Annotated in this window: 22 protein-coding genes and 1 riboswitch; of the genes, 9 read left to right on the top strand and 13 right to left on the bottom strand. The window is 63.6% G+C overall.

Annotation, left to right across the window (positions count from 1 at the left end; genetic code table 11):
• Positions 1 to 13 precede the first annotated feature (13 nt).
• Together NKI54_RS09170 and NKI54_RS09175 are read left to right on the top strand one after the other, a co-directional pair.
• A complete protein-coding gene (locus NKI54_RS09170) occupies positions 14 to 1,531 on the top strand; it encodes a glycerol-3-phosphate dehydrogenase (protein ID WP_352691238.1) in 1,518 nt (505 codons plus the stop codon).
• The gene (locus NKI54_RS09175; protein ID WP_352691240.1) at positions 1,531 to 2,469 is read left to right on the top strand and encodes a sugar phosphate isomerase/epimerase family protein; all 939 of its coding nucleotides are present in this window, start codon (positions 1,531 to 1,533) and stop codon (positions 2,467 to 2,469) included. Before NKI54_RS09170 ends, NKI54_RS09175 begins: the two co-directional genes overlap by 1 nt.
• A 47-nt stretch (positions 2,470 to 2,516) precedes the next feature.
• On the opposite strand, the gene fba is transcribed toward NKI54_RS09175, so the two are convergent.
• On the bottom strand, positions 2,517 to 3,581 hold the full coding sequence (gene fba, locus NKI54_RS09180; RefSeq protein ID WP_023676018.1) for a class II fructose-bisphosphate aldolase: 1,065 nt from the start codon (positions 3,579 to 3,581) through the stop codon (positions 2,517 to 2,519).
• 256 nt (positions 3,582 to 3,837) lie between these two features.
• Here fba and NKI54_RS09185 point away from each other — a divergent pair, with 256 nt between their 5' ends.
• The 3 genes from NKI54_RS09185 to derI are packed head-to-tail and all read left to right on the top strand — an operon-like array spanning position 3,838 to position 5,841.
• Positions 3,838 to 4,602, top strand: coding sequence for a DeoR/GlpR family DNA-binding transcription regulator (locus NKI54_RS09185; protein WP_023676017.1), 765 nt, complete (start codon positions 3,838 to 3,840; stop codon positions 4,600 to 4,602).
• A gap of 10 nt (positions 4,603 to 4,612) precedes the next feature.
• A complete protein-coding gene (locus NKI54_RS09190; RefSeq protein ID WP_023676016.1) occupies positions 4,613 to 5,371 on the top strand; it encodes a triose-phosphate isomerase in 759 nt (252 codons plus the stop codon).
• 26 nt (positions 5,372 to 5,397) lie between these two features.
• Complete coding sequence (derI, locus tag NKI54_RS09195) at positions 5,398 to 5,841, top strand: D-erythrulose-4-phosphate isomerase (RefSeq protein WP_023676015.1); 444 nt, start codon at positions 5,398 to 5,400, stop codon at positions 5,839 to 5,841.
• On the opposite strand, the gene dhaL is transcribed toward derI, so the two are convergent.
• From dhaL to mtnK, 10 genes are all read right to left on the bottom strand, one after another.
• Positions 5,838 to 6,476, bottom strand: coding sequence for a dihydroxyacetone kinase subunit DhaL (gene dhaL / locus NKI54_RS09200; RefSeq protein ID WP_352691242.1), 639 nt, complete (start codon positions 6,474 to 6,476; stop codon positions 5,838 to 5,840). The genes derI and dhaL overlap by 4 nt on opposite strands.
• A 9-nt stretch (positions 6,477 to 6,485) precedes the next feature.
• On the bottom strand, positions 6,486 to 7,493 hold the full coding sequence (locus NKI54_RS09205) for a dihydroxyacetone kinase subunit DhaK (RefSeq protein ID WP_352691244.1): 1,008 nt from the start codon (positions 7,491 to 7,493) through the stop codon (positions 6,486 to 6,488).
• Between the two features lie 66 nt (positions 7,494 to 7,559).
• Positions 7,560 to 8,033 carry a 6,7-dimethyl-8-ribityllumazine synthase gene (locus NKI54_RS09210; RefSeq protein ID WP_023676012.1) on the bottom strand — a complete coding sequence of 158 codons (474 nt, stop codon included), beginning with the start codon at positions 8,031 to 8,033 and terminating at the stop codon, positions 7,560 to 7,562.
• Positions 8,034 to 8,110: 77 nt separating this feature from the next.
• Positions 8,111 to 8,257, bottom strand: a riboswitch (FMN riboswitch).
• 116 nt (positions 8,258 to 8,373) lie between these two features.
• Entirely contained in the window at positions 8,374 to 10,683 is a 2,310-nt protein-coding gene (locus NKI54_RS09215; protein WP_352691247.1) for a xanthine dehydrogenase family protein molybdopterin-binding subunit, read from the bottom strand.
• Positions 10,684 to 10,781: 98 nt separating this feature from the next.
• Positions 10,782 to 11,252, bottom strand: a complete 471-nt coding sequence (locus tag NKI54_RS09220; RefSeq protein ID WP_352691249.1) for a nuclear transport factor 2 family protein — start codon at positions 11,250 to 11,252, stop codon at positions 10,782 to 10,784.
• A 71-nt stretch (positions 11,253 to 11,323) separates the two neighbouring features.
• Positions 11,324 to 12,310: an FAD binding domain-containing protein gene (locus NKI54_RS09225; RefSeq protein ID WP_352691251.1), complete on the bottom strand. Its 987-nt coding sequence runs from the start codon at positions 12,308 to 12,310 to the stop codon at positions 11,324 to 11,326.
• Positions 12,311 to 12,313: 3 nt separating this feature from the next.
• Positions 12,314 to 12,973, bottom strand: coding sequence for a 2Fe-2S iron-sulfur cluster-binding protein (locus NKI54_RS09230; RefSeq protein ID WP_352691253.1), 660 nt, complete (start codon positions 12,971 to 12,973; stop codon positions 12,314 to 12,316).
• A gap of 130 nt (positions 12,974 to 13,103) precedes the next feature.
• Entirely contained in the window at positions 13,104 to 13,988 is an 885-nt protein-coding gene (locus NKI54_RS09235; protein ID WP_352575589.1) for a helix-turn-helix domain-containing protein, read from the bottom strand.
• A 181-nt stretch (positions 13,989 to 14,169) separates the two neighbouring features.
• Positions 14,170 to 15,264, bottom strand: coding sequence for an S-methyl-5-thioribose-1-phosphate isomerase (gene mtnA, locus NKI54_RS09240; RefSeq protein ID WP_352569351.1), 1,095 nt, complete (start codon positions 15,262 to 15,264; stop codon positions 14,170 to 14,172).
• The gene (gene mtnK / locus NKI54_RS09245; protein WP_023676005.1) at positions 15,261 to 16,532 is read right to left on the bottom strand and encodes an S-methyl-5-thioribose kinase; all 1,272 of its coding nucleotides are present in this window, start codon (positions 16,530 to 16,532) and stop codon (positions 15,261 to 15,263) included. Before mtnK ends, mtnA begins: the two co-directional genes overlap by 4 nt.
• A 135-nt stretch (positions 16,533 to 16,667) precedes the next feature.
• On the opposite strand from mtnK, the gene NKI54_RS09250 reads away from it, so the two are divergent.
• The 3 genes from NKI54_RS09250 to NKI54_RS09260 all read left to right on the top strand — a co-directional run bounded on the left by NKI54_RS09250 (position 16,668) and on the right by NKI54_RS09260 (position 20,361).
• A complete protein-coding gene (locus tag NKI54_RS09250; protein ID WP_352691256.1) occupies positions 16,668 to 18,179 on the top strand; it encodes a sugar ABC transporter ATP-binding protein in 1,512 nt (503 codons plus the stop codon).
• A gap of 83 nt (positions 18,180 to 18,262) precedes the next feature.
• Complete coding sequence (locus tag NKI54_RS09255; protein ID WP_352691258.1) at positions 18,263 to 19,258, top strand: ABC transporter permease; 996 nt, start codon at positions 18,263 to 18,265, stop codon at positions 19,256 to 19,258.
• Between the two features lie 47 nt (positions 19,259 to 19,305).
• Positions 19,306 to 20,361, top strand: coding sequence for a substrate-binding domain-containing protein (locus tag NKI54_RS09260; RefSeq protein WP_352691259.1), 1,056 nt, complete (start codon positions 19,306 to 19,308; stop codon positions 20,359 to 20,361).
• A 68-nt stretch (positions 20,362 to 20,429) separates the two neighbouring features.
• Here NKI54_RS09260 and NKI54_RS09265 read toward each other — a convergent pair whose 3' ends face one another.
• Together NKI54_RS09265 and NKI54_RS09270 are read right to left on the bottom strand one after the other, a co-directional pair.
• Positions 20,430 to 22,484, bottom strand: a complete 2,055-nt coding sequence (locus NKI54_RS09265; RefSeq protein WP_352691261.1) for a bifunctional aldolase/short-chain dehydrogenase — start codon at positions 22,482 to 22,484, stop codon at positions 20,430 to 20,432.
• 85 nt (positions 22,485 to 22,569) lie between these two features.
• Positions 22,570 to 23,535, bottom strand: a complete 966-nt coding sequence (locus NKI54_RS09270) for a sugar-binding transcriptional regulator (RefSeq protein WP_352691263.1) — start codon at positions 23,533 to 23,535, stop codon at positions 22,570 to 22,572.
• A 188-nt stretch (positions 23,536 to 23,723) separates the two neighbouring features.
• On the opposite strand from NKI54_RS09270, the gene NKI54_RS09275 reads away from it, so the two are divergent.
• The gene (locus tag NKI54_RS09275; RefSeq protein WP_352691265.1) at positions 23,724 to 25,364 is read left to right on the top strand and encodes an acyl-CoA synthetase; all 1,641 of its coding nucleotides are present in this window, start codon (positions 23,724 to 23,726) and stop codon (positions 25,362 to 25,364) included.
• Positions 25,365 to 25,463: the final 99 nt, after the last annotated feature.

Here is a 25,463-nt window from a genome sequence, read left to right on the forward strand (position 1 = left end):
GGCATAGAGCGAGATGAGCGGTGAAACCGAAATCGTCGACCTCTTCGTCATCGGCGGCGGCGTCAATGGCGCCGGTATCGCGCGCGATGCGGCAGGCCGGGGGCTGTCGGTCATTCTTTGCGAAAAAGACGATCTCGCCGAGGGCACCAGTTCGCGATCGGGAAAGCTCGTTCATGGCGGTTTGCGCTATCTCGAATATTACGAGTTCCGCTTGGTGCGGGAGGCGCTGATCGAACGCGAGGTGCTGCTCGAATCCGCGCCGCACATCATCTGGCCGATGCGCTTCGTGCTGCCACACAGCCCCGATGACCGGCCGGCCTGGCTGGTCCGGCTCGGCCTGTTCCTCTACGACCATCTTGGCGGCCGCAAGCGGCTGCCGGCCACGCGTACGCTCGACCTGCGCACCGCGCCCGAAGGCGCGCCGATCAAGGACGCCTTCAAGCGCGGCTTCGAATATTCTGACTGTTGGGTCGATGACGCTCGCCTGGTCGTCATCGACGCGCTCGACGCCGCTGAGCGCGGAGCTAGGATATTCACCCGCACCGCCTGCACAGCCGCCCGTCGCGAAAACGGCCTGTGGTCGGTGGAGATGCGCGACGGTCGAACCGGCGTCAGGACCACAGTCCGGGCACGGGCGCTGATCAACGCCGCCGGACCCTGGGTCAACGACGTCATCAACCGCGTCGCCGGCCAGAATTCCAGGCGCAACGTGCGCCTGGTCAAGGGCAGCCACATCGTTGTGCCGAAATTCTGGGAAGGGCGGCAGGCCTATCTCGTTCAGAACAGCGACAAGCGGGTGATCTTCATCAATCCCTATCAGAACGATCTGGCGCTGATCGGCACCACTGACATTCCCTATGAAGGGCGGCCGGAGGACGTGACCGCCGATGCGAGCGAGATCGATTACCTGATCAAGGCAGTCAATCGCTACTTCAAGCGCCAGCTCGCACGAAGCGACGTCGTCTACTCGTTTTCCGGCGTCAGGCCGCTCTATGACGACAATGCCGACAATCCGAGCGCGGTGACCCGCGATTACATATTCGAACTCGACGCACCGGCTGGGCAGGCGCCGCTGCTTTCGGTCTTCGGCGGCAAGATCACCACCTTCCGCAAATTGGCCGAGCACGCGCTCGACCGTATCGCCCCGTTCTTTCCGAAAATGGGCAAGCCGTGGACCTCGAAAGGGCACCTGCCGGGCGGCGATATCGCCAATGCCGATTTCGAGCAGTTTCTGGGCGACCTCGGCCATGAATTTCCCTGGATGCCGGCCTCGCTGGTCAAGCATTACGGCAGGCTCTACGGCACAAGGACGCGCGATCTGGTCGGCGCGGCCACCTCGCTCGCCGAACTGGGCCGGCGCTTCGGCAAGGATTTTTTCGAGCGCGAAGCCAATTACCTGTTCGAGCATGAATGGGCCGAGACCGCCGCCGATATTCTCGAAAGGCGCACCAAGCACGGCCTGCATCTGTCCGCCGCGGAAAGAACCGCCTTCGAGGACTGGTGCTCGAGCCGGCTGGCAAAGGCCGGCTGATGGCCTTTACGCTTTCGCTCAACACCAATCCGCTGGTCAACCGCTTTGCGGAGCCGGACGACCTGATCGACGCGATCGCCTATCAGATCGGTATCAGGGACGTCCAACTCACCCATGAATTCGTCAATCCCGGCTGGCCGGCGGCGACGATCGCCAAATTCGTCCGCCTGTTCCGCTCCGCGCTCAACCGCACCGGTGTGCGCGTGACCTCCGCGATGACCGGCCCTTACGGCCGGCTCAATCATTTCGGCCATCCCGATGCCGACGTGCGGCGCTACTACGTCGACTGGTTCAAGACCTTTTCAGAAGTTTCGGCCGAGCTCGGCGCCGCGGGCATGGGCACGCAATTCGCGATCTTCACCCACCGGGATTACGACAATCCTGAACGTCGCGCGCGGCTTTTCGACATCGCGCTGGAATGCTGGCGCGAGGTCGCCGAGCATGCCAAAGCAGCCGGCTTGACCTACCTGTTCTGGGAGCCGATGTCGGTCGGCCGCGAATTCGGCCATACGATCGAAAGCTGCCGGGCACTGCAGCGCGAGATCGAAGCGGCCGGCATGGCCCTCCCGCTCAAGATGATGGTCGACATCGACCATGGCGACGTGACCTCGAGCAATCCGGCGGACACCGACCCTTATGCCTGGGCCGAAGCCTTTCCCAGGCAATCGCCGATCATCCACGTCAAGCAGTCGTCGATGAACAAGGGCGGCCATTGGCCGTTCACTGCGACCTACAACAACGACGGCCGTATCACGCCGGAAAAGCTCCTTCAGACAGTGCGTCGCGGAGGCGGCGTCGACAACGAGATCTGCCTGGAATTGTCGTTCCGCGAGCGCGAGCCCGTCGACCACGAGGTCATCGCCATGATCCGCGAGTCGGTCGACTACTGGGCACCATTTATCGAGACCGGCAGGGCCGATCTCTTGCCGCGAGCATGATCGGATGAGCAGGAGCTGAGGCAGCTCCTGCTCAGAACCGGAATACGTCAGCCAAATTTCGGATCGAGGCTTCCGGACTTGTAGCGCTTGGCCATTTCCGACAGCGGCAGCGGCTTGATCTTCGGTGCGTTGCCGGCGGTGCCGAACTGCTCGAAGCGCTCCTTGCACAGCTTCCGCATCGCGGCCATTGCCGGCGTCAGATATTTGCGCGGATCGAATTCGCTCGGGTTCTCGGTCAGCACCTTGCGGATTGCGCCGGTCAGCGCCATGCGGTTGTCGGTATCGATATTGATCTTGCGCACCCCGTGCTTGATGCCGCGCTGGATCTCTTCGACCGGCACGCCCCATGTCGGCTTCATCTGGCCGCCATATTTGTTGATGATCTCCTGCAACTCCTCTGGCACCGAGGACGAGCCGTGCATGACGAGATGCATGCTCGGCAGACGGCGGTGGATTTCCTCGATGACGTTCATGGCCAGCACAGCGCCGTCCGGCTTGCGGCTGAACTTGTAGGCGCCGTGGCTGGTGCCCATGGCGACGGCCAGCGCATCGACACGGGTGTCGCGCACGAATTGTTCGGCCTGCACGGGGTCGGTCAGCAGCTGGTCGTGGCTGATGACGCCCTCGACGCCATGGCCGTCTTCCTGCTCGCCGCCGCCCATCTCAAGCGATCCAAGGACGCCGATCTCGCCTTCCACCGAGACGCCGCCCCAATGCGCCATGTCGACGACGCGGCGGGTGATGCCGGAATTATAGGCGTAGTCGGCCGGCGTCTTGCCGTCTTCCCTCAGCGATCCGTCCATCATCACGGAGGTGAAGCCGTGCTGGATCGCGGTGACGCAGGTCGCTTCGTTGTTGCCATGGTCGAGATGCATGCAGACCGGGATATCGGGATGGATTTCGACCAGCGCGTCGATCAGCTTGGCCAGCACCACATCGTTGGCGTAGGCTCGCGCGCCGCGGCTCGCCTGCAGGATAACCGGCGATTTGGTCTCCTCGGCTGCCTCCATGATGGCGAGGCCCTGTTCCATATTGTTCATGTTGAAGGCAGGCACGCCATAGCCGTATTCGGCGGCATGATCGAGCAATTGTCTCAGTGTGATGCGAGCCACTCAGTAGTCTCCCGTATCCGGTTTCGAGCCAGTGTTTGCGGGCCGTTCGGTTGTCGTCGAGCCCCTGATGCTTCTGGCTGGATTTCCGCGGCACCGCAACCGCTGGGCGCTCGGCCGGCAGCAATTCTTGTTACAGGACGCGACCAGAAGCGTCATGACATCCCATAGAGATATAACATTATCACAAAAAATTTGGTGGCTTGTGCAATGTTTGCTGTTATATCTCGGAACCGGATTGCACGAGGAAGCCGCGGAAATGAAGAGCGACGGCCGTCGGCAAGGCATCATGGATTTTCTGATGGACATCGGCACCGCCAGTGTCGACGATCTTGCCTCACGCTTCGGCGTGTCAAAGATGACTGTCCACCGCGACCTCGACGAGCTCGAGGAAAGCGGCTTCCTGCGCAAGGTGCGCGGCGGCGCCTCGATCCAGCCGAGCAGCCTTTTCGAGAGCGATTTCCGCTACCGCCAGCGGCTGGCCGGCGACGAGAAGAAGCGCATCGCCGCCGCTGCCGTGACGATGATCGAACCGGGTCAGACGGTGATCATCGACGACGGCTCAACCGCGGGCGGCGTTGCTCGGCATCTTGCCGATCTGCGTCCGCTGACGGTGATCTCGAACAATCTGGCTGTCATCCAGGATTTGGCGGGCGTTGCCGGCATCAACCTGATTGCGCTCGGCGGCCAATACAACAAGAAGTTTCACGGCTTCTTCGGCCTGCTCGCCGAGGACACGCTGAAATCATTGCGCGCCGATGTCGCGTTCCTGTCGTCATCGGCCATCCATGGTGCCTCTGCCTTTCACCAGGATCAGGAAGTGGTCCAGACCAAACGGCTGATGATGGCCGCAGCAGCGCGCAAATATCTGCTGGTCGATCATGGGAAATTCGGCCGCACTGCCTTGCACTTCCTGACAGATCTCAAGGCCTTTGACACGGTCTTCACCGGCCGCGAGCCGCAGCCGCAGATGCGCGCCGCGCTGGATGGTGCCGGCGTTTCGCTGACAGTGATCGCAGAATAGGAGGGCACGCATGGTTTATTGGGTCGGCACCAGCTGGAAAATGAACAAGACGCTCGCCGAGGCGATGGCTTTCGCCGAGGCGCTGGCGGAGTTCGTCCCCGGTTTCGACGAGCGCATCCAGCCTTTCGTCATCCCGCCCTTCACGGCGATCCGCGAGGTCAAGAAAGCGCTGTCGCCGACGCGCATCAAGGTCGGCGCGCAGAACATGCATTGGACCGACGCCGGCGCCTGGACCGGCGAGATCTCGCCGGTCATGCTGAAAGACTGCGGGCTCGACATGGTCGAGCTCGGCCACAGCGAACGGCGCGAGCATTTCGGCGAGACCGACAAGGCTGTCGGGCTGAAGACTGCGGCGGCGGTGAAGCACGGTCTCGTGCCACTCATCTGCGTCGGCGAGACCTTGGCTCAACGCGACAGCGGGCAGGCCGCTGCGGTGCTGGCCTTGCAGGTGCACGGCGCGCTGCAGTTTCTCGAAGGCGCGGCGAAGGCGGCGACGATCCTGTTTGCCTATGAGCCCGTCTGGGCGATCGGCGACAAGGGCGTGCCGGCCAGTTCGGACTATGCCGACAGGCAGCAGGCGCTAATCAAGAAAATCGCACGCGACCTGCTGCCGATGGTGCCGCCGGTGCTTTATGGCGGCAGCGTCAATCCGCAAAATGCCGCCGAACTGGTCGGCCAGCCCAACATCGACGGCTTGTTCATCGGCCGCTCGGCCTGGCAGGCGGACGGCTATGTCGACATCCTCAAGCGCGCCTCGGCGGCGATCTGAATCATCAAACAGGAAGGAAACGGAACATGAAAATTGCCATTGGAGCTGATAGCGCCGGCAAGCCGCTGCTCGACGTCATTGCCGCTCACCTCGCTACCAAGCCCGGCCTCACGGTTAGCGACCTCAGCCAGTCGGGCTACTATGCCGACCTGTCACAGAAGCTCGCGCAGACCATCCTGGACGGCGAAAACGATCGCGGCATCCTGTTTTGCGGCACCGGCATCGGCGTATCCATATCCGCCAACAAGGTGCCCGGCATTCGCGCCGCACTCACCCACGACACCTATTCGGCCGAGCGCGCGGCAAAATCCAACAACGCCCAGATCATCACCATGGGCGCCCGCGTCATCGGCCCGGAACTGGCCAAGTCGATCGTCGATGCATGGCTTGCATCGGAATTCGATGAGAAGGGACCATCGGCCGGCAATGTCCAGGCGATCGACAGGCTCGACGCGGCGAAGCGGGGTTAAGCCAGACTGTTCCACATCGCTCTGATGATCGTCACGGCCGATGCGGCGCCGGGGTCCATATGCCCGAGCGAGCGCTCGCCGAGCCGCGATGAGCGGCCCTTGGCGGCGATCATGTCCTTGGTCGCCTCGGCACCTCGTTCGGCCGCTGCAAGTGCAGCCTCCAGGCTCTCGGACAGGCTCTTGCCGGCTTCCTGCGCGGCACCCGCTGCTTGCGCCGCCGGCAGCCAGGCGTCGACCATGGTCTTTTCGCCGAGCTCGGCCTTGCCGCGATCCTGGATGCCTTGCGCCATCGCCCGGAGCATGGCGATGATGTCAGCGTCCTCCAGAATTGCCTTGCCTTTGACGGCGGCGGCACCGCGCATGAAGGCGGTCGCATAGAGCGGGCCTGACGAGGCGCCGACCGCGTTGAGGAAGGATTTCGCCGCAGTGTTGAGCAGCGCCGTCGGCTCGGTCGCCGCGAGGTCGAGTTGCGCTAGTGCATCGCGCGCAGCAGTGAAGCCTAGTGCCATGGCGATGCCATGGTCGGCGTCGCCGATGACGCCGTCGAGTTGGCAGAGCCTGTCCTTGTCGGCGTCGATCACCGCCGCGATCTCATCGAACATTCTTTTCAAGCCGACTGAATCGATCGAGGTCATGATGCTTTCTCAGCCGGCGCGGAACATGGCGCAGTCGCAAGGATGGTCGAGCATCGCCTGCAACTCGCCGTCGAGATGCATCAGCGTCACCGAGGCGCCGGCCATTTCGAGAGAGGTGCAGTAATTGCCGACCCAGGTCGCGTGGACGGAAACGCCGATCTCGTCGAGCCTCTGCTTGACCCGCCGGTTCATGATGTAGAGTTCCATCAGCGGCGTCGAGCCGAGCGAATCGACCAGCACCGCGACCTTGTCGCCGCGCACCGGCGCCATCTCGTCGAGGATATTGTCCAGCATCTCGTCTGTGATCTCGTCGGCGGTTTTCAATTTTCCGCGCGCGATGCCTGGCTCGCCATGGATGCCCATGCCGATCTCCATCTCGTCCGGTCCGATCTCGAAATTGGGCCGGCGGGTCTGCGGCAACGAGCAGGGCGACAGCGCCACGCCCATGGTGAAGGTGTGATCGTTGGCCTTCCTGGCGATACGCTCGCATTCATCGAATGACAGCATCTGGTCGCATGCGGCACCGGCGGCCTTGAAGATGAAGAAATTGCCGGCGACGCCGCGTCGCTTCTGCCTCTGGTCGCGTGGCGCCGAGGCGACATCGTCGGTGGTCAGCACGGTACGCACCTCGATGTCGTCCATTGCCGCCATTTCGGCGGCCATGTCGAAGTTCATCACGTCGCCGGCATAGTTGCCGTACATGAACAGCACGCCGGCGCCACCGCTGGCCGCCTTGGCGCATTCGAGGATCGGGTCCGGCGGCGGCGAGGCGAAGACATTGCCGATCGCGGCGGCGTCGGCCAGCCCCTTGCCGACGAAGCCGAGGAAGGTCGGCTCATGGCCCGAGCCGCCGCCGATGACAAGGCCGACCTTGTCTGGGCGCGGTCCGTCGCGGGCGATAATGGCGCGCGGACTGCCGTCCACGCTTCTGAGGTGGCGCGGATGCGCGGCCAGAATACCCTCCAGCATCTCGTCGACGGAGCGATTGCCGTCATTGATGATCTTCTTGGTCTGCACCGGCATCCTCCTGCTTCGTGAGATACTACAGCGCCTTACCGGGATTTCCACCCGGCGGTGGAGGTTTCACGCCGCGATGTGTTCGCGTGCTGCCAGCAGTTGCACGCAGGCACTGGCCGCCTCTTTGCCCTTGACCTTGAAATGCTCGAAGAAGAAGCGGTGATGGTCCGCGCTGTCATGGTAGTTGTGCGGCGTCAGCACCGCCGAAAGCACCGGCACGCCAGTCGACAATTGCACATTCATCATGCCGTCGATGACCGCGCTTGCAACAAACTCGTGCCGGTAGATGCCGCCATTGACGACGAACGCGGCGCCGAGGATAGCGGCATAGCGGCCGGTCACGGCAAGCGTCTTTGCATGCAGGGGAATCTCATAAGCGCCAGGCACATCGAAGACATCGACGGCAAAGCGTTTCTCTCCGAGAACCGCCAGTTCCGCCTCGAATGCTTCAACGCATTGGTCGACGATATCGGCATGCCAACGCGCGCGAATGACGGCAACGCGGATCGTTTCATAGTCGTTGTGGGAATGCTGATTCATGGGTCCATCCTTCCGTTTCGAACCAGAATCAGGACGCACGATAGGGAGTCCGAACCGCGAAAGCGGACCGTCTTCCATTTCGTTCTCTTCCATCCGGACTGTGACCGTCGGCTCCGGAATCACACCGGATCTGCTGACCCCTCCGGCTAACCGGAAAGCGCTCGCGGGCTTGGGCCGAGACCCTTACCGCCGGTGGGGACTTTCACCCCGCCCTGAGAACATTGACGGCGTTTGTATGGAAGGGCCGGAAAGCGCTGTCAACCACCGGCGTCGTCATCGATGGCGCAGAAATAGCGATCCGTTTCGACCTGGTCACCGTTGAGGGCGAGGGAGGAGAGCGTCAAATGGCGATCACAGGTAAGGCAGGCAGCACCTTGTCCAAGGTGATGGGAAATTCACGCACTCGCACGCCGGCCGCGTTGTAAACGGCGTTGGCGACAGCAGCCCCCGCACCGCACACGCCGAGCTCGCCGAGACCCTTTGCGCCAAGCGGGTTGGCCTTGTCGTCGTCTTCCTCGAGGAAGGCGACCTCCATATCGGGGACATCGCCATTGACCGGCACATGATACTCGGCAAGATCGTGATTGACGAAGTGGCCGTAGCGCGGGTCGAGCACCGTCTGCTCCATCAGCGCTGCACCGATCCCCCAGGTCATGCCGCCGATGATTTGCGAGCGCGCGGTCTTGGCGTTGAGGATACGGCCCGCGCCGATCACAGCCAGCATCCGGCGCATGCGGATTTCACCGGTATCGCAATCGACAGCGACCTCTGCGAAATGCGCGCCATAGGAATGCTGCGAATAGGTCTTGTATGACTGGGTGGTGGCGCCCGCGGCTACGGAGCCTTCGGCTTCGAGCCCGTCGGGAGAGATCCCTCGGATAAGATCGGCCAGGCTCGCCGATCGCTGGCCGACCCTGACCTCGCCGTCGGCAAAGCTTGCCTCGGTGGCGTTCGCGCCGCGCAACGGCGAGGCTTCGTTCGACTGCGCCGCCTCCAGGATCCGTTCCTTGAGGACGTTGCACGCATTATACAAGGCCGAACCCGCGCTTGCTGCGCCCCAGGACCCGCCGGAGCCGGCGGTACGCGGGAAGCGGCTGTCGCCGAGCTCCACCTTGACGGACGAGATCGGCAGGCCGAGGCTCTCGGCGGCAATCTGGGTCAGGATCGTATAGGTGCCGGTCCCAATATCGGTCATGTCGAGCCGCGCCGTCACCCGACCGTCCCGGTCGATCGCAACCCGCGCCGTCGCCGCGCCGATATAGTTCGGACGGATCGCCGCCGCCATGCCGTGGCCGATAAGCTTGCGGCCCTCCCGAGTTCGGCCCGGTGTCGGGTTTCTCCGCTCCCAGCCGAAACGGCGGGCGCCTTCCTCCATGCAGGCGACGAGATTGCGGGTGGAGAACGGCACGCCGCGCTCGGGATCCTGTGCCGGTTCGTTGCGGATCCTGAGTTCGATCGGGTCCAGACCGGCGCGCTCGGCGAGCTCATCCATGGCGCATTCGAAAGCCAGCATGCCGGGCGCTTCGCCGGGCGAGCGCATCCATTCGCCGCGGTTGATGTCCAGCGGAACCAGGCGATGGCGGGTGAGACGGTTCGGCGCCGCGTAGAGCGAGCGCGCAAAAACTGCCGTTTGTTCGCAGTACTCCTCGAAGCTGGACGTTGCGGACCAGACATCGTGCGCGATCCCGGTGAGCCGCCCGTCAGTGTCCGCGCCGAGACGTACCTGTTGGACCATCTCTGCGCGATGACCGGCATTGGCGAACATCTGTTGTCGCGTCAGCGCGATCTTCACGGGGCGCTGCAGCACCTGCGCTGCAAGTGCGGCCAGGATCGTGTCGGCATGGGCAATCAGCTTGGAACCGAAGCCTCCGCCGATGAAGGGGCTGACGATGCGCACTCGCTCGAGCGGGATGCGAAGCGTGCTGGCGACCCCGGCCCGGAAGTTCGCGAGGGTCTGCGCCGATGTACGGATCGTCAGCTCGTTGCCTGACCAGGCAGCAAGCGTCGCATGCGGCTCCATCGGATTGTGATGTTCGAAGGGGGTCCCGTAAGTGGAATCGATCTTGATCGGCGCCGTCGCAAAGGCGCGCTCGAAGTCGCCGACCACGCTGTCGGTCTCGAAGCCGGCATTGGTCCGCTTTGGCGCGTAGGCGTCGGCGATATGTCCCGGTAGATCGTAGAGGCCCGGCTCCTCGTCGTAGCGTACTCTGATGAGGCCCGCAGCAGCGCGCGCCGCCTCGAACGTCTCCGCAACGACCAGCGCGACCGGCTCGTCGTAATACCGTACCCGATCACTGTTGAGCGCGGGCCGGGGGCGCGTGAAGACCTCCGGCACCGTTGGCGTGACCGTTGGGCCGAAATCCGGCTGGGCCGGCGCATTGCGGTTCGTCATGACGAGCAGCACTGCCGGCGCCCGTTCGGCATCGGCCGTGTCGATCTCGGCGATGCGGCCCTTGGCGACGGAGGCGCCGAGAATGTAGCCATAGGCTGTACCATCCAGCTCATTCTCGTAAGCGTATGTGGCGCCGCCCGTCACTTTGAGCGGACCGTCGATGCGGTCGATCGGCCGCCCGATGATGCCAGCATCGGGACGAGGTTTCACCCTTGAATGGGTGGCGGAGCCGGGCAGTCCGGGTATGGTCTCGTTCATAAGTCACCTAAAGATTTTTCATCTGGAGTTCGGAAGCATCGAGGCCGCGACGACGCCGCTTCCTCGCACCTTTATGTTCGTCGCGCGGCGGCCGGAGCTCACGCGGCGATCTCGCCGAAATACTCGCGAAATTCGACCAGCCTCCCTGTCGGGCCGGCCCGCATGAGGATCGCATGCAGGCCAGTGTAGGGCGCGCCGCCGATTGTCCCGCTCCCGCGGTCGCAGACGATGACCCAGTCGGCGGCGAAGAGCTTGAGATCGACGGTCGATTTCGTGATCCTGTTTCCCTGCGCTTGATGCGCGGCGGTCCAGGCTGCGAGTGCCCGCTTGCCTTCCGGCGGTCCGTGTCGGCCTCGTTGCTCGCCGACAGGGAATTGGAAGGTCATCGTCTCATCGCAACAATCAAGGAATGCCGTCCAGTCGCCAGAGGCCCAGCCGGCAAAGAAGGCGTCGACGGCGGCCTCGAGCCCGTGACGAGCTCCCGGGTCGGATGTGGCGCCCCAAGCTGCGGCGGCAGAAACAAAAAGGCCGCCACCCGCGGCGGCAACGGCGCGTCGCGTGAGTTTCATATCGATCTCCTGCTCGTCGCCTGCATCTGGGAACCGCTGTTCGGGGTCGTCGTCTCTGTCATCGTGTCACCTCACGCACTCTCGACGGCAGCAGCGAGCGTGTGCCGCATCGTCCGTTTCGCCAGCGGGATCTTGAAATCATTGGCGCCATGCCCGACAGCTCCGGCGAGCGCTGCTTCGGCCGCGTCGATAAAGGCACCGTCGGACGCCGACGCTCCTGCGAGCGTGCGCTCCGCCTCCGTCGCGCGCCAGGGCTTCGCTGCCACGCCGCCCATGGCGATTCGAGCGCTTCGGATACGGTCGCCGCTTTTCTCGACGATTGCTGCCACGGACACCAGCGCGAAGGCGTAGGAAGCACGGTCGCGCACCTTGCGGTAAAGCTGTCGGCCGGGTGGCAGCGGCGGCAGGGCAACCGCGACGACTATTTCGCCGTGGCCGAGCACGGTCTCCACCTGGGGCGTCGCCTCGGGCAATCGATGGAAATCGCCGATCGGGATCGTACGGGTCTCGCCGCCGGGCGAGACGGTCTCGATCCTGGCTTCGAGCCCGGACATGGCGACCGCCATGTCGGAGGGATGGACCGCGATGCAGGCTTCGCTCGCGCCGAGTACGGCGTGCATGCGATTGAAGCCTTGAAGCGCCGCGCAGCCCGAACCCGGCTGGCGCTTGTTGCAGGGCATGTTGCGGTCATAGAAGTAGGGGCAGCGCGTGCGCTGCAGGAGATTGCCGCTGGTCGAGGCCTTGTTGCGTATCTGGCCGGACGCTCCCGCCAGCAGCGCTTGCGTGAGCATCGGATAGTGCGACCTTACCCGCGGGTCGGCGGCAAGATCGCTATTGCGGACCTGGGCGCCGACCCGAAGCCCGCCTTCCGCCGTCTCCTCGATCCGATCAAGCGGCAGCCGGCTGATATCGACGAGATGCGCTGGGCGCTCGATCTCGAGCTTCATCAGGTCGAGCAGGTTGGTGCCGCCGCTGATGAACTTGGCGTCCGGCCGGGCCGCAACCGCGGCCGCCGCCTGCTCAGCACTCGTCGCACGTTCGTAAGTGAAGGACTGCATTGCTCATGCCTCCTCTGCCGCGTCGCGGATTGCAGCGACAATGTTCGGATAGGCGGCGCAACGGCAGATGTTGCCGCTCATCCGCTCGCGGATCTCGGCATCGGTGAGAGCGACGGAAGCCGCTGCCACGTCGGCGCTCGCATGGCTTGGCCAGCCGGCCCGCGCCTCGCCCAGCATGCCAACCGCCGAGCAGATCTGGCCTGGCGTACAGTAGCCGCACTGGAAACCGTCGCGGGCGACGAAGGCGGCCTGGACCGGATGCAGCCGGTCACCCTCGGCAAGGCCCTCGACCGTGGTGATCTCGTCGCCTTCATGCATTGCGGCAAGCGTCAGGCAGGAATTGATCCGGCGCCCATCGACGAGCACCGTGCATGCGCCGCACTGGCCGTGGTCGCAGCCCTTCTTCGAGCCGGTGAGGCCGAGATGGTTGCGCAGGGCGTCGAGCAGCGTCGTCCGCGGGTCGAGCTCGATGGCAAGATCCTTCGCGTTGATCCGTGACGACATCGTCATCGTCGGTACCGGTGAGGTCGACGCAGCCGCCGTGACGGTCTCGGCCGGCTCGGCGTCAACCGGTAGTCCGGTAGCCAGGAGCACCCCGGTCGCAACACCGCCTTCCAATACCATCCGACGCGTCGGCCCGCTCCTGTTGTCCGTTTTGGCCATGCATGATCTCCCAGTCGCAATGAAGCGCAGACGGCAACTTGACCCGAGCGAACCCTCGGGTTCTGTCACCCAACGACACTGGAGGTGGGAGTGCGGGCGGCGGCTTTCTTTCAAGAAACCGGCGGCACTATCAGGATTCTGGAGAAGAATTCACCCGATAGGCACGAGGCGTCATGCCCCTCAGCCGTCGGAAGGTCGTGGTGAAGTGGCTCTGGCTTGAGAAGCCGAGCCGAAAGGCAATGACACCGATCGACAAACCCGTTTCGCGCAGCAGCGCCTCCGCTCGCCGCACCCGTTCCTCGATCACATAGGCGTAGGGTGCAAGGCCGGTCGTCGCCTTGAAGCGACGCGCAAAACTGTCGACGGCCATGCCCGCGGCGGCTGCCAGCTCGCTTAGCGAAATGTCGGAATTCATATGCGCATCGATGTAATCCCGAACGCGACCAAGTGCCCGGCGGCTGAGACAGCCGTGACGTACAAACCGCGGTTGCTCCCGGCTCAGGTTGGCCACGCGGAGACTGACGAGGGCGACCAGATACTCGACATAGGCAGTGTCTGGCTTGTGGCCGAGTGCCATCTCGTCACGAAGCGAACTCAAGAGCGTGGCGACGACCGCGTCTTTCTTGTTTACCAGTATAGGCAGGTTCCTCAGGCGTTCGCATCCGGGAAGCCCGATATCGGGATCGATCCACAGGGCTGAATAGGAGAGGTTTACATCGCGATAGAAGCCCTGTCGTTCCGCGCCTGCCGGGACGAAGGTGAGGGCTCCGGGACGGTCCATTCCGTCGTAAAGGGATCGTGCCTCGTGCCGGATGGATGTATGGGACGTGCCGCCTTCTTCGGTCAGCACGATCAGATGATGAGGGGCTGTCCAGCGGAGCTCCGCCTCCCGGCACGCCCACCGCCGGTTGTCGAAGACGATCGAGGAGCTGACCCATGACGCGGTTTGCAGGGGCTCCGACTTCTCGTCCTGGCTCCGAACCCGTCCGTCACCAAGCAACGGTCTGAATGACATCGCGGTATCCCGCTGGTTCACTCGCCGAGCCGTGGGCAACCCCGGCTTCGAGCATTGGGCGCCGCCCCGCCGCTACGCATACGGCCGTCCATGTGGGACAGGCAACGGGCGTTTTTAACCGTGCCGTGTTCAAGAAATCGTGAGATCAGGCAAATCCGGAGCGCCCTCTCGGCAAAGCGGATCATCCGCGCTCGGGAAACATCGCCCTCAGGCCTTCGCGCGAGGCCGTAGCGACACCGCGTTCGGTGATCAAGCCGGTGACCAGCCGCGCCGGCGTCACGTCGAAGGCCGGATTGGCCGCCGGCGTGGCTTCCGGCGATACGCGGACCTGGGCGATCTCGCCGGAAGCGGTCTTGCCCCAGACCAGTGAGACCTCGTCGGGCGAGCGCTGTTCGATCGGGATGTCGGCCAGCCCGTCGCCCACGGTCCAGTCGATCGTCGGCGACGGCAGCGCGACATAGAACGGCACGTCGTTGTCGTCGGCGGCGAGCGCCTTGAGATAGGTACCGATCTTATTGCAGACATCGCCGTCGGCGGTGGTCCTGTCGGTGCCGACGACGACCATGTCGATCTGGCCGCGCTGCATCAGATGGCCGCCGGCATTGTCGACGATCAGCGTATGCGGCACGCCGTGGCCGGCCATCTCCCAGGCGGTCAATTGGGCACCCTGGTTGCGGGGTCGTGTTTCGTCGACATAGACATGGACTGGAATGCCGGCTTCCGTCGCCAGATAGATCGGCGCGGTGGCGGTGCCGTAGTCGACCGTGGCCAGCCACCCGGCGTTGCAGTGGGTCAGGATATTGACCGGTTCGCCCGGCTGCTTGCGCGCCGCGATCGCCTTGATGATTTCGAGCCCATGGGCGCCGATGGCGCGGTTGAGGCCGACATCCTCGTCGGCGATCTCGCCGGCACGCCGATAGGCAGCCGCGGCACGTTCTGCCAGTGGAAGCGTCAGCAGGAAGCGTTGCATTTCGTTCAGCGCCCAGCGCAAATTGATCGCCGTCGGGCGCGTTTCGTGCAAGGTTGCCCAGACGGCGTCGAGTGCTGCATCCGACGGATCGTCGGCCATCTGCATGGCGACGCCATAGGCCGCGGTGACGCCGATCAGGGGCGCCCCGCGCACCCACATGTCGCGGATTGCCGTGGCGATGCCGGCGACGGAATCGATCTTTTCGATGCGGAAATCATGCGGCAGCCAGCGCTGGTCGATGATCTCCACCGAACGCCCGTCGTCACTCGGCCAGATGGTGCGGTAGTGGCGGTCGCCGACGTTCAAATCCTGCTCTCCCGTTCGATCAGCGCGGCCAACCGGTTGACCTCGTCGATGCTGTGGATCTGGCGCCGGTTGACGGCGAGGTGACGGCCGAATTTCAGCGCCTTTGCCTCACATCTGGCGCGCAGATCCGGATCGGCAATGGTCTCGAAATCGGCATTGTGGGCAAGGCCGAGAATTCGCCGGTGAACCTCGACGCCGGCAAAGCCGAGCAGATCGGTCCAGATCGAATGCAGCATGTGGTCTAGCGCCTGCTCGGCGCCAAGCCTGTCGCCCTGATCTTCGAACAGGCTCTTCTGGTAGAGCATGCCGGTACGCTCGGTTCGCCACAGATGCGAGAACTCGGCGCGAAACACCGACCATGTCTCGACCGTAACGCCGAGCAGATAGTCACGCATGGCGTCGCGGCTTCCGTCCTGTTCATGGCCGCGCTGCGAGAAGAACGCCATCCAGAAATTGGCGAGCAGCATGCCGACGTCGAAGGCGATCGGCCCGTAGAAGGCGAATTCGGGGTCGATCATCCTCGTTTCGATGTCGGTGACCATGATCGAGCCGGAATGCAGGTCGCCATGCAGCAGCGTCTCGGCATTGGCAGCGAAGATGTGCTTCATGCGCTGCGCCTCGACCTTGAGGTCGCGGTCGGCGCGCAGCTCGGCGACAATGCCATCGAGCTGCGGGCTGGTGTGCTGGTTCATCTTGGCATCGAAATACGGATCCGAGAAAACCAGGTTCTCGGTGATGTCGCAGAGTTCGACATTGTCGGCGAACAGTGCCAGATCGGCCTTGCGGTCCTTGGTCGCCATATGCAGGTCGGAGCCGCGAAACAACGTGCGGGCCATGAACAAGCCGATGTCTGTCGCGATGTTGGGCAATTGCCGGCCTTCGATCAGCGCCCGCCGCAGGATAATGTGCGGCGACAGATACTCCATGATGATCAGCGCCTGGCCTTCGTCGAAGTGATAGATATCGGGCACCGAACCCGGCGCCCGCGCCTGTTGCCGCGTCAGCGCATGGTATTCGAAGAAGGAGCGTTTTAGCGGCAGCGGCCAGCTGTCGCCGACCAGCCGGACGTAGGGCAGGGCCTGCTTGACGACGGCCGCACCCTCAGCACCCTCGACGATGAACACCAGGTTCAGATTGCCATCGCCGACTTCACGAACCTTCCACTGGCTCGTATCCTTGCCGATCTGCGAACACAGGGGCTCGTTGGCACCGAGACGGCCCGCCAGTGTCTCGACCGACAGTGCTTCGAACGGCGATTTCCCAGTCATCCTCACCTCCCGCTCATGTGCTCCGATGATAGCGGAGCCAACGCGGTCGGGCCAAGCTAGGAAGCCTGCTGGCAATTGTCAATCGTGTTGACAATTGCCGATATAGCCCATAGCGTCATGGTCAGGGAGGAACGAATGGGCAATGATGCCGTGTTCCGCGTCGACGGCCTGAGGAAATCCTTTGGCCATATCGAGGTGCTTGGCGGCGTCTCGCTCGAATTGCATGCCGGCGAAGTGACCGTGCTGATGGGCGCCAACGGCGCCGGCAAATCCACCCTCGTCAAGATCATCAGTGGCGTCTACGACCATGGCGGCGGCTCGATGTCGCTTGCCGGTCATGAGTTCGACCCGAAAACGCCGGCGGAGGCGATCCGCGCCGGCGTCGTCACCGTCCACCAGAACATTAATGACGGTGTCGTCGCCGACCTTGACGTCGCCACCAATCTTACCCTCGACAGGTTGAGCGGCAGCGGCGTGCCGACCCTGTTCAATCCAGGCCGGGTGCGTCGCGAGGCAAAGGCGGTGGCCGACCGCATGGGACTGGCCATCGACCTCAAGGCCCGGATCAGCGATCTCTCTCTGGCCGACCGCCAGATGGTGGCGATCGCCCGCGCCATGGCGCACCGGCCGAAAGTGCTGATCCTAGACGAGCCGACCTCCTCACTTTCCAGTGCCGAAGCCGACCGGCTGTTCGCGCTGCTCGACCGGCTTCGCCAGCAAGGCGTGGCCATCCTCTACATTTCGCACCGTATGTCTGACATCAGGCGGCTTGCCGATCGCATCATTTCGATGCGTGATGGGGTCATCTCAGGCATATTTGACAAGAAGCCGCTGGATTACGAAGGTGCGGTCAATGCCATGCTCGGCCGTAAGATCCAGCTCGAGCGGATCGTCGCCAGGAATTCGGCCAAAGCAATTTTCACTGCCGACGCGCTGCGGATTGCTGAAGGCGCCAGGCCGATCTCGCTGACGCTCGGCGATGGCGAGGTCGTTGCCATCACCGGCCTTGTCGGTGTCGGCAAGACCGCGCTCGCCGAGACGCTGTTCGGCCTGCGCCAGCCGCTGGCCGGGACCATGGTGCTGAACGGGAAACCTTATGCTCCGGCATCGACCGGCGAAGCGATTGCCGCCGGTGTGTTTCTCGTCGCCAAGGACCGGGGCGAAAACGGCATCGTCGGCGACTTCAACATCCAGGAGAATATCAGCCTGCCGTTCCACAGCCGCATGTCGCGTCTCGGCGTCCTCAAGCGCCGTATCGAACGCGCCATTGCCCGCCAGCAGATCCAGGAGTTGGGCATCGTCTGCCGCTCCGAGAGGGACGAGATGGCGTCGCTTTCCGGTGGCAATCAGCAGAAGGTGATGGTCGCCCGCTGGATGTCGCAGGCGGCAAGGCTTTTCATCCTCGACGAGCCGTTTCAAGGTGTGGACATCTCGGCCAGACGCGATATCGCCGCGAAGCTGCGGACCAGCGCCCACGGCCGCGCGACGCTGCTGTTCGTCACCGAACTCGACGAAGCCCTGGAAACGGCCGATCGCATCCTGGTGATGTCGGAGCAGACGATCGTCGGCGAGCACCGCAATACCGATGTCGATCTCGAGCGTCTGCTGGCCGAGGTAGCGGGCGGGCCGCAGCACAGCGCAGCCTGAGAGCGGGAAGACGATAAGAATTGGAATGGAGAGGGCATGAATTCGGGTTGGATAAAGATGGTGCCAGCGTGCGGGAGCGCTGAATGATCCTGCGCGACAATGCTATTCGCTACGGCTTCATCGTTCTGTTGTTCGGGCTGATCGCCTATTTCGCTGTTGCCGCCGATGGTTTCGTCTCGCCGCAAAGTGCTGTCTTCATCTTCCAGTCGGTCGCCATCACCGGCGTTCTGGCGCTCGGCGTCACCGCCACGCTGGTCGTCGGCGGCTTCGACCTGTCGATCGGCTCGGTCGCCACCAGCGCCATGATGGCGGCTGCCTATGTCATGGTGGTGCTGGAGCAGAACGCCGTCATGGCGGTCGTCATCTGTCTTGTGATCGGCGCCGTGGTCGGCCTGATCAATGGCTGGCTGATCGTCTATATGCGGGTGCCGGACCTTTTGGCGACGCTCGGCATGATGTTCCTGCTTGTCGGCCTGCAGCGCATACCGACCGAGGGCCGTTCGATCGCCACTGGCATGACCATGCCCGACGGCTCGGTCGCCAACGGCAGTTTCGGCGCCGCGTTCCTGGCGCTTGGCCGCCATCGCTTCGATTTCTTCATCCCGAACCTCATTCCGGTGTCGGTCGTCGTCCTGCTCGTGCTGGCGGTGCTGATCTGGTTCTTTCTCGAATACACCCGTTTCGGGCGCATGATGTATGCGGTCGGCAGCAACGAACGCGCCGCAGAACTCGCCGGCGCGCCTGTCAAGGCATACAAAATCTGGGCCTATGTGATTTCGGGAGTTTTTGCCTCGATCGGCGGCATTTTGCTCGCTGCCCGGCTTGGACGCGGCGACATCGCCTCGGGTAATAATCTGTTGCTCGACGCGGTGGCTGCGGCACTCATCGGTTACGCGGTTCTCGGCGCCGCCAAGCCGAACGCCTTCGGCACGGCTGTCGGCGCGGTGTTTGTCGGCGTGCTGTTGCAGGGCCTGACGATGATGAACGCGCCTTACTACACGCAGGATTTCGTCAAGGGCGTGGTTCTCGTGGTCGCCCTTGTCTTTACCTTCGCCCTTTCCGGCAGGGGCAGGAGATAGGGGTTCGACCGGGTCACATTTTGGGTTCAACAAGTGGAGGAAACGACGTGAACATCACAAGAAGGCTTTTAGGGAAGGCAGCGCTCGGGCTTGCCGGCGCAACATTGCTTATGCAGTTGCCGGCGATGGCGCAGGACAGGCCGGCGCCGTTCGACAAGCCGGGCGCCGTCAAGATAGCGCTGGTCCGCTATCTCTCGACTGGCGACTTCTTCCAGGCGTATCTGTCCGGCGTCGAGGCGCAGGCCAAGGCACTCGGTGTCGACCTGCGCGTGCTCGACAGCCGCCAGGACGCGGCGCTTCAGGCGGACATGGTCGACCAGGCCATCGCGCTCGGCGTCCAGGGCATCATCATCCAGCACGGCCTGACGGAATCGATGAAGGACGCCGCCCAGCGCGCGGTCGAGGCCGGCATCAAGGTCGTCGCCTTCGACGTCAATGTCGAAAACCCCAAGATCCCGCAGATCGAGCAATCCGACCGCGACCTCGCGCGCCTGGCGCTCGAACAGGCGGTCAAGGACAATGGCGAGAGCTGGATGGCCGGCTATGTCTATGTCGCCGGCATCGCGCCGCTCGACCGCCGCAACGAGACCTGGGTCGAATTCAAGAAGAAATATTCGGGCATCAACGAAGCCGCCATGTTCGGCACGCTCGACAATCCGATCGCCAATTCGGTCGCCAACCAGGCCCGTTCGGTGCTATCGGCCCACCCCGACATCAAGGTGATGTTCGCGCCCTATGACGAATTCGCCAAGGGCGTGAAGATCGCGGTCGACGAAGCCGGACTGAACAAGGACATCAAGATCTATTCGGCCGACATCTCGACCTCGGACATCGCCGCGATGCGCGAGCCGGACAGCGCCTGGGCGGCAACCGCCGCCACCAACCCGGCCGTCGTCGGCCAGGTCTCGGTGCGTGCGCTGGCGCAGCTGTTGGCCGGTGAAGATCCCGGCCACAACGTCATTGTACCGCCGACGCTGATCACCCAGAAGGACCTCGTCGACAAGGACATCAAGAACATGGAAGACCTCTCGGCCAAGCTGCCGCAATTCGCCCATGCCGACGTCGCGATGCCGGCCTGGATGCCGAACCCGAACGCGAAGTAGTCTTTCGCTATAGGCAAAGGAAAAGAGCGGCTCGCGGGCCGCTCTTTTTGTTGGTCCGGTGTTTAGATCTACCTCAACGCCGCCGCGATGTTGCCGCCATCGACTGTCGTCACATCGGCGGTGGTCCGCTCGGCCAGCGCCTGATGCAGGAAGGCTTGGGCGACGTCTTCGGCCGTCACTTCCTGCCCGAGCAGGTTGCCGGACATGTACTCCTTCGCCGAGACGCCGCGCGCGCCCGAGCGGCTGGTGATCATGGCATCGGTCAACAGCCCCGAACGGATGCGGTCGGCGTTGACGGCATTGGAGCGGATGCCATGCGCGCCGTAGTCGAGCGCATATTGCCTGGACAGGAACAGCGTTGCCGCCTTGGGAATGCCATAGGCGCCGAACTTCGGCCCCGGATTGACCGCCTGCTTGGAGGTGTTGAACAACAGCACGCCACCGGTGCCCTGTTCCAGCATGATGCGCACGGCATTCTGCGCCGCCGACTGATGGGCGAAGAAATTGAGTTCGAAGCTTTTGCGCAAGGTGGCGTCGTCGAGCTCGCCGATCCGGCCCTCCCAGGCAGCACCGGCATTGGACACGAGAATGTCGAGGCCGCCGTAGACGTCGACCGCTTTGTCGAAGGCGGCGCGCATCTGCACCGGATCGGTGATATCGGCGCCAATGCCGATCGAACCGTTGCCGGCCTTTTTTGCCGCCTCGGCAGCCCTTGACCCATCGAGATCGACGACGACGGCATGGGCACCGTTGTCGGCGAACAGCTTTGCCGTGGCAGCACCGATCGCGCCGGCGCCGCCGGTGACCAGCACCACCTGGCCGGTCAGCGGCTTCGGCTTGTTGGCGGCGAGCTTGGCCTGTTCCAGCGACCAGTATTCGAGCGGGAACAGATCGCTTTTGGAGAGCGGGCGGAAATCGCCGACGGCTTCGGCGCCGCGTACCGCCTCGATCCACATTTCGCCGATGTCCGAGGCAATCTTCGCATCCTTCAGCGTGCGGCCGTGGCCGAACATGCCGAGGCCGGGCACCAGCGTCAGCCGCGGCATCGGGTCGAGCATGGTGCGCTTCACGTCGTCGAGCGCATCATTGGTTTCGAAATAGGCGCGATAGTCCTTGGCGAATTTCTCGACATGCTGGCGGATGACGGATTTGTAGTCGCCGACCTTGTCCGCGTCGGGCGCCGGCAGTGCCATCGGTCCGGTTTTGATGCGGATCGACAGGTCGGGTGTCGACACGCCGCGCCCGGCATAGTCGGCAATTTTTGCCGAATTGATGAAATCGACGATCGCATCCGAGGTGCGGAAATCGCTGATCATCCGATCGAAGCGGCCTTCGCCGCGTGCCACCGCCACCGCGCCGCGCAGCATCGGCGCAATCTCCGCAGGCTTCGCCAGCCTGGTCGGCAGTGCCACTTTTTCGGTGCGCGGCTTGCCGTTCCCGGCGATGAAATCCTCGGCGACGTTCACATAATGGATCATCCGGTCATAGGCCTGCCTGGCATCGTCGCCGAAGGTGAAGATGCCGTGCTTGTCTAGGATCAGGCCTTCGACCGTCGGATCGGCGTCGAATACGTCGGCGGCCGCCTTGGCCAGATCGAAGCCCGGCATGATGTAAGGCACGAAGCCCATCTTTTCGCCGAACACCATCCGGCTCAGCGCCTCGCTGTCCTCCTGGTCGACGATGGCGAGGATTGCGGTCGAATGCGTGTGGTCGACGAATTTGTGCGGCAGGAAGGCGTGCAGCAGCGTCTCGACCGAAGGGTTGGGCGAGGACGGATCGATGAGGTTCGCCCGCTGCAGCGCGACCATGTCCTCGTCGGAGAGCTTCTTGAGCGACCGCGCCTTCAACAGCGCGCCGAGCTTGACCGCCGGCAGGCCCTGCGGCTCGATGACGCCCATGTCCCAGCCGCTGCCCTTGACGCAGAGCACGTCCCATTCGTCGCCGACAAGGTCGGTGGCCTTGGTCTTGCACGATGTGTTGCCGCCGCCATGCAGGACGAGCCGCGGCTCGCCGCCCAGCAGCCTGGTCGTATAGACGCGCAGCGCCAGGTCGCGGGCCACACCCTTCTTTGCATAGTCGGCGACCAGCTTCTCCGCCTCGCCGTCATTCCACAGGTTCTTCATGTCAGCTTCGTCCGATTTCTCTTTTGTTGTGAACAGGAATGCCGCGACGCCTTGATGACAATGCACCAGCGGCTGGAATTAACTATCAGGCGACCTTCTCCGCTGCCGCTCCGGCATGGTCGAGCAGCCGTCGCGCCATGCGCGCGCCGACGACGAGATGGGTGCAGAGCCCGCCGGCGATCGCCGCGACGAGCGGTTCGAACTTGCTGTCTTCCTGCACCACCACAAGGCGCTTTCCGATGCTGCGCAGCGATGACAGCTCTGCCGAAATGAGCCGGCGGTTGTAGCTGCAGTCGAGCGCCTGGCCTTGGGCGTCGATGATCTGCCCGGCAATGACGCCGGCCGCACCCGCCTTGCGCAATGCAGCCATTTCGCTCTCGGTCAGCGCGCCACATTTGACCAGGTGGCTGTCGGTGTCCACCGAGCCGACCGAGTATAGCGCCAGGTCGCATTCGCCGATGCCCGACAATTGCTCGCGGATCACCGGCTCGGCGCGCAGGCCGCGTGCCAGTTCTTCCGTCGTCAGCACCAGCGGCGCGTAGAAATTCAGCCCCTTGGCGTTGAGCCGGCGCGCGATTTCCATCGTGCATTGGTCCGGTCGGTACGAATAGGGGGCGCCCAGATTGCCGCAGAGCTGCACCACGGTGACGTCCTGCAGATCGGCATAGGACATGATGTCGGCGATGGTGTAGACCGTCCGTCCCCAGGCGACGCCGATGCGGTCGCCTTTCCTGATCAGCTCGAGAAAGACGCTTGCCGCCAGCACCGCGATGTCGGTCGAGGGGTCGGCGACATAGCCGTTTTCCGGCGCGATCCAGACCGCGTCGAGCTTCAGCGCGTCTTCCAGCTTGCGCGCCAGCACGTCGTCGGTGAAAAGCTGGGTCGAGGTCGAGATGTTGACGATGCCGGTCTCGCGCGCCTTGCGCAGATACATCGCCACCGAGGCACGGGAAATCTTGAGCTGGCTGGCCACCTGGTCCTGGCGCAGGCCGTGTGCGTAGTAAAGCCAGGCGGCCTTGTGGATAAGCTGTTCTGCCGGTCGGATCGCCATGCCATCTCCTCGCTGACATTATTCACGGCTCTCGACAAAAGTCAAATTGGGAGGAAGGCATAGATGCCCTTTCGCTCGCCGAATCTAGACCATTCTTGTGCCAAACGCGGTCTATGATGGCATCGTTGGTGGTGACGGGTCGGAAGCCGGTAGCTAAAGTTCTCGACGAACACATTGCGGAGGACGGGATGGGCAATCCCTACGAACAGGATCTCGACAGGAACCCGGCCAACCACCAGCCGCTGACGCCGCTGACCTATTTCGAGCGGGCGGCAAAAACCTTTCCCGACCAGACCGCCATCATCCATGGCCGCCAGCGCACGACCTATCGCGATTTCTGGAAGCGCTCGCTGAGGCTTGCCTCGGCGCTGGCGAAGCGCGGTATCGGCAAGGACGACACCGTCACCGTCATGCTGTCCAACACACCGCCGATGCTGGAAGCGCATTTCGGCGTGCCGATGACCAAGGCGGTGCTGCATTCGCTCAACACCCGCCTCGACGCCGCCGTCATTGCCTTCCAGCTCGATCATGCCGAAAGCAAGGTGCTGATCGTCGACCGCGAATTCGCCGGCGTGGTTCGGCAAGCGCTGACGCTGGCCAAGGTCAGGCCGCTGCTGATCGATTACGACGATCCCGACTATGCCGCCGATGCGCCCTATCCCAAGGGGGAGCGGATCGGCACGCTGGACTATGAGGCGTTAGTCGCCGACGGCGACGAGGATTTCGCCTGGTCGATGCCGGACGATGAATGGGATGCCATTTCGCTCAACTACACCTCCGGCACGACAGGCAATCCGAAGGGCGTCGTCTGTCACCATCGGGGCGCGGCACTGATGGCCTATGCCAACACCATCCATGCCGGGATGGGCAAGCACCCGGTCTATCTGTGGACGTTGCCGATGTTCCACTGCAACGGCTGGTGCTTTCCCTGGACGCTTGCCGTGCAGGCCGGCACGCATGTCTGCCTGCGCTGGGTGCGGCCGAAGCCGATCTACGACGCCATCGCCGATCATGGCGTCACCCATCTGTGCGGCGCACCCATCGTCATGTCGGTGCTGATCAACGCCAGGGACGAGGACAAGCGGCAATTCCCGCAGACCGTCACCTTCAATACCGCCGCGGCGCCGCCGCCTGAGGCGGTGCTGTCGGGCATGGCCGATGCGGGCTTTGCCGTCACCCATCTCTACGGCCTGACCGAAACCTATGGCCCGGCCGTCGTCAACGAATGGCACGGCGAGTGGGACCGGCTGGAGAAAGCGGCGAGGGCGGCGAAGAAGGCCAGGCAAGGCGTGCGCTACGCCGCGCTCGAAGGCCTGACTGTGATGGACCCGCAGACGATGCAAGAGACGCCGGCCGACGGCGAGACCATCGGCGAGGTGATGTTCCGCGGCAACATCGTCATGAAAGGCTATCTCAAGAACCGCAAGGCGAGCGACGAGGCCTTTGCCGGCGGCTGGTTCCATTCGGGCGACCTCGGCGTCATGCATCCGGACGGCTACATCCAGCTCAAGGACCGTTCCAAGGACATCATCATCTCCGGCGGCGAAAACATCTCCTCGATCGAGGTCGAGGAGGCGCTGTACAAGCATCCCGCCGTCGGCTCCTGCGGCGTTGTCGCCAGATCCGACGACAAATGGGGCGAGGTGCCGGTCGCCTATGTCGAGCTGAAGCCGGGCAAGGCGGCGACCGAGGCGGAGGTTATCGAGCACTGCCGCGCGCTGCTCGCCCGCTTCAAGGTGCCGAAAGCGGTGATCTTCGCGGAAATCCCGAAGACTTCGACGGGCAAGATCCAGAAGTTCCGGCTGCGGGAGATGGCGACACGGGCTTAGGGCCTGATCCGAAAACATCTTTTCAAGATCCTTCGCAAAAAAACACGGGGCGGCGTTGCAGGCGCGCCCGGCGGAAACCACATGCGTTTCATGGGCCAA

The sequence above is a fragment of the Mesorhizobium sp. M0663 genome (assembly GCF_040320585.1).
Lineage (GTDB): Bacteria > Pseudomonadota > Alphaproteobacteria > Rhizobiales > Rhizobiaceae > Mesorhizobium.

What these genes read in the sequence shown, in the direction of transcription:
- NKI54_RS09220 (WP_352691249.1), bottom strand. Translation starts at nt 11,252, where the DNA reads ATGAAACTCACGCGACGCGCCGTTGCCGCCGCGGGTGGCGGCCTTTTT.
- NKI54_RS09175 (WP_352691240.1), top strand. Translation starts at nt 1,531, where the DNA reads ATGGCCTTTACGCTTTCGCTCAACACCAATCCGCTGGTCAACCGCTTT.
- NKI54_RS09190 (WP_023676016.1), top strand. Translation starts at nt 4,613, where the DNA reads ATGGTTTATTGGGTCGGCACCAGCTGGAAAATGAACAAGACGCTCGCC.
- NKI54_RS09275 (WP_352691265.1), top strand. Translation starts at nt 23,724, where the DNA reads ATGGGCAATCCCTACGAACAGGATCTCGACAGGAACCCGGCCAACCAC.
- NKI54_RS09235 (WP_352575589.1), bottom strand. Translation starts at nt 13,988, where the DNA reads ATGTCATTCAGACCGTTGCTTGGTGACGGACGGGTTCGGAGCCAGGAC.
- NKI54_RS09210 (WP_023676012.1), bottom strand. Translation starts at nt 8,033, where the DNA reads ATGAATCAGCATTCCCACAACGACTATGAAACGATCCGCGTTGCCGTC.
- NKI54_RS09250 (WP_352691256.1), top strand. Translation starts at nt 16,668, where the DNA reads ATGGGCAATGATGCCGTGTTCCGCGTCGACGGCCTGAGGAAATCCTTT.
- NKI54_RS09230 (WP_352691253.1), bottom strand. Translation starts at nt 12,973, where the DNA reads ATGGCCAAAACGGACAACAGGAGCGGGCCGACGCGTCGGATGGTATTG.
- NKI54_RS09270 (WP_352691263.1), bottom strand. Translation starts at nt 23,535, where the DNA reads ATGGCGATCCGACCGGCAGAACAGCTTATCCACAAGGCCGCCTGGCTT.
- NKI54_RS09265 (WP_352691261.1), bottom strand. Translation starts at nt 22,484, where the DNA reads ATGAAGAACCTGTGGAATGACGGCGAGGCGGAGAAGCTGGTCGCCGAC.
- NKI54_RS09185 (WP_023676017.1), top strand. Translation starts at nt 3,838, where the DNA reads ATGAAGAGCGACGGCCGTCGGCAAGGCATCATGGATTTTCTGATGGAC.
- NKI54_RS09255 (WP_352691258.1), top strand. Translation starts at nt 18,263, where the DNA reads ATGATCCTGCGCGACAATGCTATTCGCTACGGCTTCATCGTTCTGTTG.
- NKI54_RS09225 (WP_352691251.1), bottom strand. Translation starts at nt 12,310, where the DNA reads ATGCAGTCCTTCACTTACGAACGTGCGACGAGTGCTGAGCAGGCGGCG.
- NKI54_RS09170 (WP_352691238.1), top strand. Translation starts at nt 14, where the DNA reads ATGAGCGGTGAAACCGAAATCGTCGACCTCTTCGTCATCGGCGGCGGC.
- mtnK (WP_023676005.1), bottom strand. Translation starts at nt 16,532, where the DNA reads ATGACTGGGAAATCGCCGTTCGAAGCACTGTCGGTCGAGACACTGGCG.
- NKI54_RS09215 (WP_352691247.1), bottom strand. Translation starts at nt 10,683, where the DNA reads ATGAACGAGACCATACCCGGACTGCCCGGCTCCGCCACCCATTCAAGG.
- dhaL (WP_352691242.1), bottom strand. Translation starts at nt 6,476, where the DNA reads ATGACCTCGATCGATTCAGTCGGCTTGAAAAGAATGTTCGATGAGATC.
- derI (WP_023676015.1), top strand. Translation starts at nt 5,398, where the DNA reads ATGAAAATTGCCATTGGAGCTGATAGCGCCGGCAAGCCGCTGCTCGAC.